This is a genomic window from Streptomyces sp. NPDC031340, assembly GCF_055569945.1.
This window is the reverse complement of record NZ_JBVIIE010000008.1, coordinates 1-12,804: the sequence shown is the minus strand read 5'-3', so window position 1 is coordinate 12,804 and position 12,804 is coordinate 1. Positions and strand designations below refer to the sequence as shown.

15 protein-coding genes and 1 pseudogene are annotated in these 12,804 nt (G+C 71.3%); 6 read left to right on the top strand and 10 right to left on the bottom strand.

Going from position 1 to position 12,804, the window contains the following annotated elements; translation table 11 throughout:
* Window positions 1-28 precede the first annotated feature (28 nt).
* Window positions 29-229: a hypothetical protein gene (locus ACZ5GT_RS07605; protein WP_469016316.1), complete on the top strand. Its 201-nt coding sequence runs from the start codon at window positions 29-31 to the stop codon at window positions 227-229.
* A gap of 224 nt (window positions 230-453) precedes the next feature.
* On the opposite strand, the pseudogene ACZ5GT_RS07600 reads toward ACZ5GT_RS07605, so the two are convergent.
* From ACZ5GT_RS07600 to sodN, 3 genes and pseudogenes are all read right to left on the bottom strand, one after another.
* Window positions 454-588: pseudogene (locus ACZ5GT_RS07600) on the bottom strand (VOC family protein); the annotation flags it as partial.
* On the bottom strand, window positions 534-761 hold the full coding sequence (locus ACZ5GT_RS07595) for a hypothetical protein (protein ID WP_469016311.1): 228 nt from the start codon (window positions 759-761) through the stop codon (window positions 534-536). The gene ACZ5GT_RS07595 and the pseudogene ACZ5GT_RS07600, both read right to left, overlap by 55 nt.
* Before the next feature lie 122 nt (window positions 762-883).
* The gene (gene sodN, locus ACZ5GT_RS07590) at window positions 884-1,279 is read right to left on the bottom strand and encodes a superoxide dismutase, Ni (protein ID WP_004983535.1); all 396 of its coding nucleotides are present in this window, start codon (window positions 1,277-1,279) and stop codon (window positions 884-886) included.
* Window positions 1,280-1,424: 145 nt separating this feature from the next.
* Here sodN and sodX point away from each other — a divergent pair, with 145 nt between their 5' ends.
* A complete protein-coding gene (gene sodX / locus ACZ5GT_RS07585; protein WP_469016995.1) occupies window positions 1,425-1,859 on the top strand; it encodes a nickel-type superoxide dismutase maturation protease in 435 nt (144 codons plus the stop codon).
* On the opposite strand, the gene ACZ5GT_RS07580 is transcribed toward sodX, so the two are convergent.
* The gene (locus ACZ5GT_RS07580; protein WP_469016306.1) at window positions 1,763-2,392 is read right to left on the bottom strand and encodes a CGNR zinc finger domain-containing protein; all 630 of its coding nucleotides are present in this window, start codon (window positions 2,390-2,392) and stop codon (window positions 1,763-1,765) included. The two genes, sodX and ACZ5GT_RS07580, sit on opposite strands and share 97 nt — an antisense overlap.
* 99 nt (window positions 2,393-2,491) lie before the next feature.
* Between ACZ5GT_RS07580 and ACZ5GT_RS07575 the strand changes: the two genes are divergently transcribed.
* Window positions 2,492-3,250, top strand: a complete 759-nt coding sequence (locus ACZ5GT_RS07575; RefSeq protein WP_469016303.1) for a methyltransferase domain-containing protein — start codon at window positions 2,492-2,494, stop codon at window positions 3,248-3,250.
* A gap of 81 nt (window positions 3,251-3,331) precedes the next feature.
* On the opposite strand, the gene ACZ5GT_RS07570 is transcribed toward ACZ5GT_RS07575, so the two are convergent.
* The 3 genes from ACZ5GT_RS07570 to ACZ5GT_RS07560 are packed head-to-tail and all read right to left on the bottom strand — an operon-like array spanning window position 3,332 to window position 6,063.
* Window positions 3,332-4,138 (bottom strand): amino acid ABC transporter ATP-binding protein, encoded by an 807-nt coding sequence (locus ACZ5GT_RS07570; RefSeq protein ID WP_469016300.1) that lies wholly within the window; start codon window positions 4,136-4,138, stop codon window positions 3,332-3,334.
* Window positions 4,135-5,073: an amino acid ABC transporter permease gene (locus ACZ5GT_RS07565; RefSeq protein ID WP_469016293.1), complete on the bottom strand. Its 939-nt coding sequence runs from the start codon at window positions 5,071-5,073 to the stop codon at window positions 4,135-4,137. Before ACZ5GT_RS07565 ends, ACZ5GT_RS07570 begins: the two co-directional genes overlap by 4 nt.
* A gap of 33 nt (window positions 5,074-5,106) precedes the next feature.
* Complete coding sequence (locus ACZ5GT_RS07560) at window positions 5,107-6,063, bottom strand: ABC transporter substrate-binding protein (protein ID WP_469016290.1); 957 nt, start codon at window positions 6,061-6,063, stop codon at window positions 5,107-5,109.
* A gap of 573 nt (window positions 6,064-6,636) precedes the next feature.
* Here ACZ5GT_RS07560 and ACZ5GT_RS07555 point away from each other — a divergent pair.
* Entirely contained in the window at window positions 6,637-7,860 is a 1,224-nt protein-coding gene (locus tag ACZ5GT_RS07555) for an NAD(P)-dependent malic enzyme (RefSeq protein ID WP_469016287.1), read from the top strand.
* 198 nt (window positions 7,861-8,058) lie between these two features.
* The gene (locus ACZ5GT_RS07550; RefSeq protein ID WP_351892290.1) at window positions 8,059-9,024 is read left to right on the top strand and encodes a zinc-binding dehydrogenase; all 966 of its coding nucleotides are present in this window, start codon (window positions 8,059-8,061) and stop codon (window positions 9,022-9,024) included.
* A 68-nt stretch (window positions 9,025-9,092) separates the two neighbouring features.
* On the opposite strand, the gene ACZ5GT_RS07545 is transcribed toward ACZ5GT_RS07550, so the two are convergent.
* Entirely contained in the window at window positions 9,093-10,169 is a 1,077-nt protein-coding gene (locus tag ACZ5GT_RS07545; RefSeq protein WP_469016276.1) for a PadR family transcriptional regulator, read from the bottom strand.
* A 1-nt stretch (window position 10,170) separates the two neighbouring features.
* On the bottom strand, window positions 10,171-11,121 hold the full coding sequence (locus ACZ5GT_RS07540; RefSeq protein WP_469016270.1) for a DUF4097 family beta strand repeat-containing protein: 951 nt from the start codon (window positions 11,119-11,121) through the stop codon (window positions 10,171-10,173).
* 158 nt (window positions 11,122-11,279) lie between these two features.
* Here ACZ5GT_RS07540 and ACZ5GT_RS07535 point away from each other — a divergent pair, with 158 nt between their 5' ends.
* A complete protein-coding gene (locus ACZ5GT_RS07535; RefSeq protein ID WP_469016264.1) occupies window positions 11,280-12,188 on the top strand; it encodes a hypothetical protein in 909 nt (302 codons plus the stop codon).
* A gap of 178 nt (window positions 12,189-12,366) precedes the next feature.
* Here ACZ5GT_RS07535 and ACZ5GT_RS07530 read toward each other — a convergent pair whose 3' ends face one another.
* Window positions 12,367-12,546 carry a DUF6104 family protein gene (locus ACZ5GT_RS07530; protein ID WP_003992906.1) on the bottom strand — a complete coding sequence of 60 codons (180 nt, stop codon included), beginning with the start codon at window positions 12,544-12,546 and terminating at the stop codon, window positions 12,367-12,369.
* Window positions 12,547-12,804: the final 258 nt, after the last annotated feature.

Here is a 12,804-nt window from a genome sequence, read left to right as displayed (position 1 = left end):
CGCCCGGTGACGGGCCTACCCTGAGGGCATGGACAGAGGTAGCCCGGTCTGTCCCGTCTGCGGACAGCCCGTGCGGACCGTCGTCGTCGCACGCCACAAGACACTGGGAGCGTGGGTCCCGGTCTGGAAGCCCGGCCCGTGCGAGAACCCGGACTGCGCGGCGTACGGCGGGGAACGCGCGGAACCGGACGCGAGCCCGGAAGAGCAGGGTGCCGCGAAGGAGTCCTGACGGAACACTCGGGCGTCGCGCGGGGCCGCCGGGCGGACCGGAGGGGGCAGAGCCCGGCCGCTCCTAGCCGGTGGAGGGCACGCTTGGGAAGCGTCGACCGCACGCCGGGGAGGGGCCGGAGCCGGAGTGGAGTCAGCGGGGCCGGAGAAGGGTCGGAGGGGGCCAGGGGGCAGGGCGGGCTCGCGGTGGCTGACCGGCGCTGCGGCCGCGGGTGGCGAAGCCGCTCACGCCTCGCGCCGCACGAAGCGCGGCGCATTGCCCGCCGGATCCCGGAACGCACAGTCCCGCACGCCGCGCGGCTGGTTCATCGGTTCCTGCGGTACACAGGCGTCCGACTCCTCGACCCGGGCGAACAGCGCGCCGCGACGTACCGCGGGATCACCGCGCCGGCCTCGGGGGAGCGAGCCCGGTACGCGCTCGGGGTCTCGCCGACCAGCTCGGTGAAGCGCGCGCGGGTCTCGCCGTACGCGGAGCGGGAGCTGCGCCGGAGGTGGCCGGGCGACATCAGCGCGGTGCGGGCCGGCGCCGGCATGCCGAGGGAACACGGCCGCACCCGGCCCGCGGAACACGCCGTGATCGGCGGCCCGCGGACCGGGTGCGGACGAAGAGAGCCCGCGGACGGCACGTTCGCGGGCCGGGGGACCTGATCCTGGATCAGGCCTTCTTGGTCTCCCAGAAGATCTTGTCGATCTGGGCGATGTAGTCCAGGGCCTTCTGACCCGTCGCGGGGTCGGTCGACGCCTTGGCGGCCGACAGGGCCTTCAGGGTGTCGTTGACCAGCTGGTGCAGCTCCGGGTACTTCTCGAAGTGCGGGGGCTTGAAGTAGTCGCTCCACAGCACGGAGACGTGGTGCTTCGCCAGCTCGGCGCGCTGCTCCTTGATGACGGTGGCGCGCGCCTGGAAGTGCGGGTCGTCGTTGCCGGCCATCTTCTCCTGGACGGCCTTCACCGACTCCGCCTCGATGCGGGCCTGGGCCGGGTCGTACACACCGCAGGGAAGGTCGCAGTGCGCGCTGACCTTGACCTTGGGGGCAAACAGGCGGGAAAGCATGAAGCAATCCTTCCTCGTGATCGTCTTCTCAGGTGCGACATTACTCCCTGGGAGAAGCTATTTCGCGAGTGCCCCCACGGGCTTAGGACAAAAGTCCAGGGTGAGACTGAGACTGGTGGACGATCGGACCGGGGAGGTGCCGGTGATGGCGGAGCCGTCGCAGGACGTGGAGCGCACGAGGGCGCTGCTGCCCTTCGGGGTGGCCGAGGTCACCGGTCCGTCCATGGTGCCCACGCTGCGGCACGGTGACCGGCTCGTGGTGCATTACGGCGCCCGCATCAGGCCCGGGGACGTGATCGTGCTGCGCCACCCCTTCCAGCAGGACCTGCTCGTCGTCAAGCGTGCCGCGGAGCGCCGGGAGGGCGGCTGGTGGGTGCTCGGCGACAACTCCTACGCCGGCGGCGACAGTACGGACTACGGGACCGTCCCGGAGGACCTGGTGCTGGGCAGGGTGCGCCTGAGGTACCGGCCGCGTAAGCCGGATCAGCGCTCGCCGTTCGCACTCGCGCGCTGGGCTTTCTCGTCCGCCAGGCCCGTGCTGTCCGACCGGTCGGCCTCCAGGCGCTTGCGGGCGCGGTAGGCGGCCACGTTGGCGCGGGTGGCGCAGCGGTCGGAGCAGTAGCGCCGGGAGCGGTTGGTCGAGGTGTCCAGGTAGGCGTTGCGGCAGGGCGGCGCCTGGCACAGGCCGAGCCGGTCCACGCCGTACTCCGTCAGGTGGAACGCCAGGCCCATCGCCGCTATGGCCGCGTAGCCGGCGGTCGCGTTCGACGGGTGGTCGGCCAGATGCATGTGCCACAGGGGGCGGCCGTCGTCGTCCCGGAAGTCGTGGCCCGAGATCTGCGGGCTCACCGGGAACTCCAGCAGCAGCGAGTTCAGCAGGTCCACCGCCAGCGTCTCGTCGCCCTGGTCCGCCGCCGCGAAGACCGAGCGCAGCCGGGCCCGCACCGAACGGAACCGGGTCACGTCGGCGTCCGTGGCGCGCCGGGCCGCCGACTGATTCGCCCCGAACAGCTCCCGGACCGCCTCGACCGAGGTCAGCGTGTCCTTGCCCCGGGCCGGTTGCTCGCTGTTGACCAGACGTACGGCGTAATCCGAGTAATAGGCCAGTTCCACTTGTAGTCCTTACGGAGGCACTCTATGGTCGTGATGCGGTCGGGTAACAGACGGTCGTGCATTCAGGGTATTACGAGGCCGGCTGAGGAGGGGGATTCCATGGCGACCGACACGGGAACCGACTGGCAGCGGTGGCAGCGCAGTTGGGACCGGCAGCAGGAGTGGTACATGCCGGACCGCGAGGAGCGCTTCCGGATCATGCTCGACATGGTCGAGGCGTTCGCCGGGCCCGAGCCACGCGTCCTGGACCTCGCCTGCGGCACCGGCAGCATCACCGCCCGGCTGCTCGCCCGCTTCCCGCGGGCCACCAGCACCGGCATCGACCTCGACCCGGCCCTGCTCACCATCGCCCGGGGCACGTTCGCCGGCGACGAGCGCGTCACGTTCGTCGAGGCCGATCTGAAGGACCCCGGCTGGCCCGCGCTGCTGCCGCACGACACCTACGACGCGGTCCTGACCGCCACCGCCCTGCACTGGCTGCACACCGAGGACCTCCGGACCCTGTACGGCCGGATCGCCGGGCTCGTCCGCCACGGCGGCGTCTTCCTGAACGCCGACCACATGCCCGACGACACCACACCCCGCATCAACGCGGCCGAGAGCGCCCAGCGGCACCGTCGCATGGACCGGGCCCTGAAGGACGGCGCCCTGGACTGGGCCGAATGGTGGGCCCTGGCCGCCGAGGACCCCGTGCTCGCCGCCCCCACCGCCCGCCGCTTCGAGATCTACGGCGACCACGCGGACGGCGACATGCCGTCCGCTGCCTGGCACGCGCGCGTCCTGCGCGAGCAGGGCTTCGAGGAGGCCCGCGCGGTGTGGTGCTCGCCGTCGGACACGCTGCTGCTGGCGCTCAGGTAGGGCCGCCGAGGGAGCGCACGCGCGAGGGGCGGTACGGAGATCCCGTACCGCCCCTCGTCGCCGCTCCGGTAGCCGGACGGCTCACAGCACCTTGGACAGGAAGGACTTCGTCCGCTCGTGCTGGGGGTCGGTCAGCACGTCGCGCGGGTGGCCGGACTCGACCACGACGCCGCCGTCCATGAAGACGAGGCTGTCGCCGACCTCGCGGGCGAAGCCCATCTCGTGGGTGACCACGACCATCGTCATGCCCGACTCGGCCAGGTCGCGCATGACGTCGAGGACGTCGCCGACCAGCTCCGGGTCGAGGGCCGAGGTCGGCTCGTCGAACAGCATCAGCTTCGGGTCCATGGCGAGGGCCCGGGCGATCGCCACGCGCTGCTGCTGGCCGCCGGAGAGCTGCGAGGGGTAGTTGCCGGCCTTGTCGCCGAGGCCGACCCGCTCCAGCAGCTGCCGTGCCCGCTCCCTGGCCTCGGCCTTGTTCTGCCCCTTGACCTGCACCGGCGCCTCGATGACGTTCTCCAGCGCGGTCATGTGCGGGAAGAGGTTGAAGCGCTGGAAGACCATGCCGATGTCCCGGCGCTTGAGCGCGACCTCGCTGTCCTTGAGCTCGTACAGCTTGTCGCCCCGCTGCCGGTAGCCGACCAGCTCCCCGTCGACGTACAGCCGCCCGGCGTTGACCTTCTCCAGGTGGTTGATGCACCGCAGGAAGGTCGACTTGCCGGAGCCGGACGGGCCGATGAGGCAGAACACCTCGCCGGACTTCACCTCCAGGTCGATGCCCTTGAGGACCTCCACCTGGCCGAAGGACTTGTGGACGCCCTCGGCCTTGACCATCGGGACGCTGGAGTCGCGCACGGGCTCGTCCGCCTTGCTGAGCTTGTCGGTCATGCCGTGACCCCCTTCCGGCTGAACAGGGGAGCCAGGTTCTTCCTGACCCGCTGCCACGGGGTGGGCGGCAGGCTCCGGCTGGAGCCGCGGGCGTAGTACCGCTCGATGTAGTACTGCCCGACGCTGAGCACCGAGGTGAGGATCAGGTACCAGGCGGCGGCCAGGAACAGCATCTCCACCGGGGCGCCGGAGGTCTGGCCGATGTCCTGGGCGTAGCGCAGGAGCTCGTAGTACTGCACCGCCGAGACCAGCGAGGTGGTCTTCAGCATGTTGATGACCTCGTTGCCCGTGGGCGGCACGATCACGCGCATGGCCTGCGGGATGACGATCCGCCGCAGGGTCTTGCCGTGGCTCATGCCGAGGGCGTGGGCCGCCTCGGTCTGCCCCTCGTCGACCGAGAGCAGGCCGGCGCGGCAGATCTCCGCCATGTACGCGGCCTCGTTGAGGCCCAGGCCGAGCAGCGCCGTCAGGAACGGCGTCATGAAGTCCGACCAGTAGTTCTTGTAGATCGGCCCGAGGTTGATGTACTCGAAGACCAGACCCAGGTTGAACCAGACGAACAGCTGGACCAGGACCGGGGTGCCGCGGAAGAACCAGATGTAGAACCAGGCGATGGACGACGTCACCGGGTTCTTCGACAGGCGCATGACGGCGAGCAGGACGCCGCCGAGGATGCCGATGAGCATCGACAGCACCGTCAGGAGCATCGTCTGGCCGACGCCCTTCATGATGCGGCCGTCGAAGAAGTAGTCCGGAACGGCGTGCCAGTTGATCTTGCCCTGGCCGAACGCGTAGATGATCGCGACGAGGAGCCCGATCGCGATGACGGCGGAGACGTACCGCCCGTAGTGCCGGACCGGGATGGCCTTGATGGCCTCCGGCCCGGCCGCGGGAGCGTCTGCCGGACGTGCTGTCTTGCCGATGTCAGCAGTCACGGGTGTTGCCCTTTCGGTGGCCGCGGGCCGCGGTCACTTGCCGCCGTTGATGGTGGCTTCCTTGACGGCGCCGTCGCCGACGCCCCACTTCTGGATGATCTTGTCGTACTCGCCGTTCTTGATGATGGCGTCCAGGGCGGCCTTCAGGGCGTCGCGGAGCTGGGTGTTGTCCTTGGCGACCGCGATGCCGTACGGGGCGGCCTCGACCTGCTCGCCGACGATCTGGAAGTCCTTGCCGCCGCCGGAGGTCTTCACGGCGTACGCGGTCACCGGGAAGTCGGAGGAGCCGGCGTCGGCGCCGCCCGCGCGGACCCGGGTCTGGGCCTGCTGGTCGTTGTCGAAGGACTCGATGGCCAGCTTCTTGCCGCTCGGGCACTTCTTGGCCTCGGACTTGGCGAGGTCCTCGGAGACCGTGCCGCGCTGCACCGCGATCTTCTTGCCGCACAGGTCGGACCAGGTCTTGATGCCCTGGTCGTCACCCTTCTTGGTGTAGATCGAGACACCGGCCGAGAAGTAGTCGACGAAGTCGACGCCCTCGCCGACCTTCTTGCCGGTGTCGGAGTCGATGCCCTCCTGGCGGTCCTTGGTGTCCGTCATGGCCGACATGGCGATGTCGTACCGCTTGGAGCGCAGACCGGTGATCAGGGTGTCGAAGGTGCCGTTCTCGAAGTCGAACTTCACGCCGAGCTGCTTGCCCATGGCGGCCGCGAGGTCGGGGTCGATGCCGACCGTGTTGCCGGAGCTGTCCTTGAATTCGACCGGCGCGTAGGCGATGTCCGAACCGACCTTGATGACACCCTTGTCGCGGACCGACTGGGGAAGCTTGTCGGCCAGCGGCGCCGCGCTCGTCGACGCGCTGCCGCCCTTGTCCTTGTCCTTGGTCTGGTCACCGCAGCCGGTGAGAAGCAGCGTGCCTGCGACCGCGATCGCACCGACCGCTGCCAGACGGTTGTGCGCGGCGGTGGTACGACGGGTGGAGCTTGCGGTCATGGTGAGTTTCCTCCGGCGGAAGGGTGAAGATGCCGATGGGCCGACGAGAACACACACCTTTGGGTGTCGCGACCTCGTGTGATTACGGCATCTTGCCATTCGGACTCCGTCGTTCAGGGGGCCAGCTATGTCAAAATCGGATAACGGGTGACCCCCGAACCGCATCAGGACGGACATCATGACCGGACCATCTGCGGGAATCCTCTCCTCCGGCCGGAAGATCTCCGGCGCATCCCGGGACGCGGACCTGCGGTCCGAGGCGTTGGTCACTGGTCGACGGCTGGTCAAGGGCTTGTCAAGGACTTGTCCCCCCATTTCGGGAGAATCCTCGTCACCAGTGCGTGACCTGACGGTTTCGGGATGTGACCTTGCACTTAATGGACTCGTCGTCGACGCGGTCCGTCGGGTAAGAAGGTTCTTTACACCCCTCATCCGGGGCTCCGGGCGCGTGTGCGGCGCGCCTGTCGCGTATGACCCGTACGCATCAACAGATATCGGGCCTTACGCGGTCCCGCCCACCCCTCACCAGGAGTGGCCACCCTCAACCGATGAAGACTTAAGGGGTAAGACAAAGTGGCAGCGGAGATCGTCAATCCTCGCAGCGACAGCAGTACGGATCAGGACGGCGGGGCCGAGCCCCTCGATTCCTTCGACCCGGCGTTCGCGCTGCACCGCGGCGGCAAGATGGCCGTGCAGGCCACCGTGCCGGTCCGCAACAAGGACGACCTGTCCCTCGCGTACACACCCGGCGTCGCGCGCGTGTGCACCGCGATCGCGGAGCAGCCGGACCTGGTCAACGACTACACGTGGAAGTCGTCCGTGGTCGCCGTGGTGACCGACGGCACGGCCGTGCTCGGGCTCGGCGACATCGGGCCCGAGGCCTCCCTCCCGGTGATGGAGGGCAAGGCGATCCTGTTCAAGCAGTTCGGCGGCGTGGACGCGGTGCCGATCGCGCTGGACTGCACCGGCGTCGACGAGATCGTCGAGACCGTGGTGCGCCTCGCGCCGTCCTTCGGCGGAGTCAACCTGGAGGACATCTCGGCGCCGCGGTGCTTCGAGATCGAGCGGCAGCTCCAGGAGCGGCTCGACATCCCGGTCTTCCACGACGACCAGCACGGCACGGCGGTCGTGACCCTGGCGGCCCTCCGCAACGCCGCGCGGCTCACCGGCCGCGGGCTCGGCGACCTGCGGGCGGTCATCTCGGGCTCCGGCGCGGCCGGTATCGCCATCGCGAAGTTCCTGATCGAGGCCGGCATCGGCGACGTCGCCGTCGCGGACCGCAAGGGCGTGGTCTCGGCCGACCGGGACGACCTGACGCCGGTCAAGCGGGAGGTCGCCGGGTTCACCAACAAGGCGGGCCTGACCGGATCGCTGGAGGCGGCGCTCGAGGGCGCCGACGTCTTCATCGGCGTCTCCGGCGGTACGGTCGCGGAGGAGGCGGTCGCCTCCATGGCCAAGGACGCGTTCGTCTTCGCCATGGCCAACCCGAACCCCGAGGTGCACCCCGACGTCGCGCACAAGTACGCGGCGGTCGTGGCCACCGGCCGGTCGGACTTCCCGAACCAGATCAACAACGTGCTGGCGTTCCCCGGCATCTTCGCGGGCGCGCTCCAGGTGCGCGCGTCCCGGATCACCGAGGGAATGAAGATCGCGGCGGCCGAGGCGCTGGCCGGAGTGGTGGGCGACGACCTCGCCGCCGACTACGTCATCCCGTCGCCGTTCGACGAGCGGGTCGCTCCGGCGGTCACCGCGGCGGTCGCGGCCGCGGCGCGGGCCGAGGGCGTCGCACGTCGCTGACGTGAGTGCCGGCTGAGCGGCCCCGCCCGTCACGGGCGGGGCCGTTCCCTTTCCCGCTGATCCCGGCTGCTTCCCGCTGATCGCCACTGATGGCGACTGATGCCCGCTGATTCCCGGTGACTCCTGCCGTGGCAAGAGGGTGTGTGTCACAGCGCGGCCTGGTTCCGCGCGCCGCCGGGGCCGCCTATCGTCAAGGTCATGTTCGCCGTCTACGCCGCCCGAATCGACCGCGACCAGCCGCTGAACGGCCTGGAACTGGGGGAGCGTCCGGCCCCCGAGGCCCGTCCCGGCTGGAGCACCGTCAACGTCAAGGCCGCCTCCCTCAACCACCACGACCTGTGGTCGCTGCGGGGTGTGGGCCTGCCCGAGGACAGACTGCCGATGATCCTCGGCTGCGACGCCGCCGGCGTCGACGAGGACGGCAACGAGGTCGTCCTGCACTCCGTGATCGGACAGAGCGGTCACGGTGTCGGACCCCGGGAGCCCCGCTCCATCCTGACCGAGCGCTACCAGGGCACCTTCGCCGAGCAGGTCGCCGTGCCGACCTGGAACGTCCTGCCCAAGCCCAGGGAACTCTCCTTCGAGGAGGCCGCCTGCCTGCCGACCGCCTGGCTGACGGCCTACCGCATGCTCTTCACCAACGCCGGGGTGCGGCCCGGCGACTCGGTCCTCGTCCAGGGCGCGGGCGGCGGTGTCGCCACGGCCGCGATCGTGCTCGGCAAGGCCGCCGGCCTGCGGGTCTTCGCGACCAGCCGCGACGAGGCGAAGCGCAAGCGGGCGGTGGAACTGGGCGCCGTGGAGGCGCTGGAGTCGGGTGCGCGGCTGCCGCAGCGGGTGGACGCCGTCATCGAGACCGTCGGCGCGGCCACCTGGTCGCACTCGGTGAAGTCGCTGAAGCCCGGCGGCACGCTCGTCATCTCCGGCGCCACCAGCGGCGACCGCCCCTCGCACGCCGAGCTGACCCGCATCTTCTTCCTCGAACTCAAGGTCGTCGGCTCCACGATGGGCACCAAGGACGAACTCGAGGACCTGCTCTCCTTCTGCGCCGCCACGGGTGTACGTCCCGTCATCGACGAGGTGCTGCCGATGGAGCGGGCCCGCGAGGGCTTCGAGCGACTGGAGTCCGGCGACCAGTTCGGGAAGATCGTGCTCACCAACGGCTGAGAGCCGCTTGCGCCGGCCTCTTTCGCGCCGACGGCCGTCCCGTTCCTCCGGGCCGGCCGTCGGCGTGCTCAGACCTTCGGCGTGCGCAGTATCGCCCCGATGTGTGCCGCCGCCGTCGACAGATGGCGGCGGGCGTCACGGAGCTGGTCGGCTGTGACGCCGTGGTCGCGGGCCGCGTCGCGGATGTCGTCGCGGAAGCGGTCGAGCAGCCGGTCCAGGTCGCGCGCCGGGTCGCCGGTCGTCTCCTCATGGGCCCAAGCCGGCTCGTACCCGGCCGGGAAGTCCTCCGGCGTCTGCGAGTACTCCGGCCCGGACGCCGCCGTACCGGTGCCCGTGCCGCCGCGTCCAAAGCCGAAGTCCTTGCCCAGCCCCGTCCCGAAGCTCTTGCCGAAGTCGCCGAACTCCTTGGCCAGTTCGGTCAGGCCCTCCCGGACTCCCGTCGGCCAGTCGCCCCGCGCGAAGTGGTCCTGCACCTGCTCCTGCACGTGCCGGGCGATGCGCTGCATCTCCTCCTGGGCCTGGGCCCGCGCCCGCTCCTGCGCCTCCTTGGCCTGGCGCCGGGCCCGCTGGGCCTCCTCGCGGGCCCGGCGGCTCTCGTCCTTGGCGCGGCGGGCCTGCTCCTTCCACTCCTGCTTGACGCGCCGCATCTCCTCCTTCGCGGCGCGCCAGGCCTCCTTGTCGCCGAGGTCCCCGTACTCCGCGTACTCCCCGTGTTCACCGAAGGGGCCCTCCGGCCGGCCCTGCGCCGTGCCGCCGCGGCGGGCCTCGGAGGCCGCCGCGCGCATCTCGCGCCGCAGGTCGCCGGCCGCGCCCCGCACGTCGGCCCGGATCTCGGCGGCGAGCTCCGCCACCGACTCGCGGATCTCCAGCTCCAGGTCGGCCAGTTCCCCGCTGCGGTCGGCCAGCTCGGCGCGGCCCGCGTCGGTGATGGCGTACACCTTGCGGCCGCCCTCGGTGGTGTGCGTGACCAGGCCCTCGGCCTCCAGCTTGGCGAGCCGGGGGTAGACGGTGCCCGCCGACGGCGCGTACAGCCCCTGGAACCGCTCCTCCAGGAGACGGATCACCTCGTAACCGTGGCGTGGGGCCTCGTCCAGCAGCTTCAGCAGGTACAGGCGGAGGCGGCCGTGGGCGAAGACGGGAGGCATGTCAGAGCACCTTCTTGTCGGTCGTGCCGTCGGCCGGGGCGCCGGTCGCGCCGCCGTCCCGGCCGGAAACGGAATTCTCCCCCGAGTCCACGCCCGCCGCGCCCGCCGGGCCGCTGTCCCGTGGCGCCGCGTCCCACGGCTCGTCCTCGGCCGAGGGCCGGCGCAGCAGGGCGATCGAGCCCGAGACCGTGGTCGCCTTCAGCCTGCCGTTGCCCGCGCCGAGCCGGCCGGTGATCCGCTTGGCGCCCCACTGCCCGCCGACCCGCAGGTCCTCGAAGGCGTTGGAGACCGTGCCGCCGGCGGTGTTCGCCTCGACCTCCGCGTCCGCCGGATGAGGCAGCCGGATGGCTATCTCGCCCGAGACGCTCGTCAGGGTGACGTCGGTCGGCCGGCCCGTCGCATCGAGGTCGACGATCATCGAGCCGCTCACCGAGTCCGCCCGGACGGAGGAGCCCGCCTCGACGACGGTGAGGTCGCCGGAGACCGAGTTGAACCGGAGGTCGCCGCTGAGGGCCTGCGCCTCCACGTTGCCCGCGACGGTGTCCGCGCGCACCGGCCCGGTGAGCCCCACCAGGGTGGTGTCCCCATTGACGCCCTTCACCTCGACGCGCTCGTCGAGCCCGGAGACGACCGCCGAGGCGCCGACGACCCCCACCTCGACCCGGGTGCGGGCCGGCACGGCGAGGGAGACCACGGCGCTGCGCCGCCACCCCTTGCGGTCGAGCCACTTCAGGAAGCCCTTCCAGGGCAGGTCCTCGTACGCCACGGTGAGCGCGCCGCCCTCCAGGGTGACGAGCAGTTCGGGCCCCTCTATCTCGGAGACCTCCAGGCGGGCGGAGTCCTCGTCCGTGCCCACCACGTTCAACGTGCCGTTGACGATGCGCACGTGGAGCTCCCGCGGGGGCTCGTCGAACGTGAGTTTCCCGGGTTCTCCGACGGACCACTCGGACATGGTGCAGACCTCCCCGCCGTGACACGCCATATCGCGTCTTCTCTCGTTTCACGATATATCGCGGCCGCGGAAAGTCAAGACACCCGATCGGGGACGTCGGTGCTCGTATGCAGACCGCCAAAGTGACCGAACGGGGCAAATCGCCCTAGCGTGTGACCATGGCGACGACGGAAACCTCACGCACCGGCCGCGCTCCCGGCGCCCTCCTGCTCTGCCGGGCCGACGCCGACTCCGTCGCCCCCACCGCCCTCCTGCTGGGCGAGACCATGACGCTGGCCCGGGCCGGTGACGGCTGGAGCGTCCTCGTCCCCGGGGGCGGGCCGTGGTCCGGGGGCGGGGAGACGGTCGACGACGTCCTGACCGGCTGGGCCACCGCCCTGGCCGTCGGCGCTCCCTGGCCGGTCCTCGCGCTGTGGTGGGACGCCGACCGCGCCGGCTACACCCTGGTCTCCGGTTTCCGCCGTCCGGTCGGCTACGTCTGGCTGGCCGACGGCACCCCCGCCGGCCAGGACGAGGCGATGCGGACCTTCGCCGGCCGTCTCGGCCTCGGCCCGGACCTGCCGTCGCTCGACCGTCTCACCGCGTCCGACCGCTGGGCCGACGCCCGCGCCCGCCTGCGCGGCCTGCTGACGGTGCTCACGCACGCCGGCGTCGCCCTGCCGCCGGGCCTCGATCCGGGCGAACCCGCCGACCGCCTCCGCGAGGCGGCCGGCGTCCTGCCGGACGCCCGCCCGGTCACCGGCCGGGTCGCCCCCGCCGCCCGCCGGTTCGAAGGGGCGGACCAGCCGCCGGAAGTGGCGGGTGGGCCGCCCGAAGCGGCGGGCGGGTCACGGACGTCCCGCCCGGCACCCGGCGCCGTCGGGACCGGTCCCGGGAACGCCGCCTGGCTGCCCTGGGCGGGCACCTCGAAGGGACAGACGCTGGCACTGGCCCAGCTCGCTGCCGGGCTGCCCCTCACGGCCTGGGGCGCGTACCGCCACAGCGGCGGCTGGCTGGCGGCGGGGGCGCTGCTGCTGGCGCACGGCGCGCTGGGGCTGGCCTACGCCCCGATGCGCCCCTGGGACTGATCCGGCGTACGGAGCCTGACCCGGCGTACGGAGCCGGATCCGGCGTACAGAGCGCACAGTGCCGCACGGCGCGACGAAGCGCGCCTCACAGGCGCCCCGGCACCCGCCCCGGCACCCGGGCCGACACCGGTTCCGGAATCGGCCAGGGTCCCGCCGGTCCCGCCCTCGAACGACCCGCCTACTCGTCGTCCTCGTCGTCCAGCCGGGCCAGCCACGTCGCCAGCCGCTCCACCGGTACCTCGAAGTCCGGGTTGAGATCGACGAACGTCCGCAGCTGCTCGGCGAGCCACTCGAAGGTGACCTCCTCCTCGCCGCGCCGCTTCTCCAGTTCCTCGATGCCTCGGTCGGTGAAGTACATGGGGCCGCTCTCCTGCAGTCGTACCGGGTACTGGGGACAGCCTACGGAGTCACGCGCGGCCGAGGGAGCCGCCAGGGGCGGCCGGGGACGGCCCGCACCGGCCCGGGCCCCGGCGCGGAAGGGCGGGCGGGAACGCGGTGAGGCCCGGCCCCTGGAAACCGCCCTTCCGTTCTAGTGGTCGTCGCAACACCCCAGCTCAGGGGATGCGATGGACTTCAAGATTCGGGAGCTGCGGACAGTGGCTCAGGGCCGCAAGCA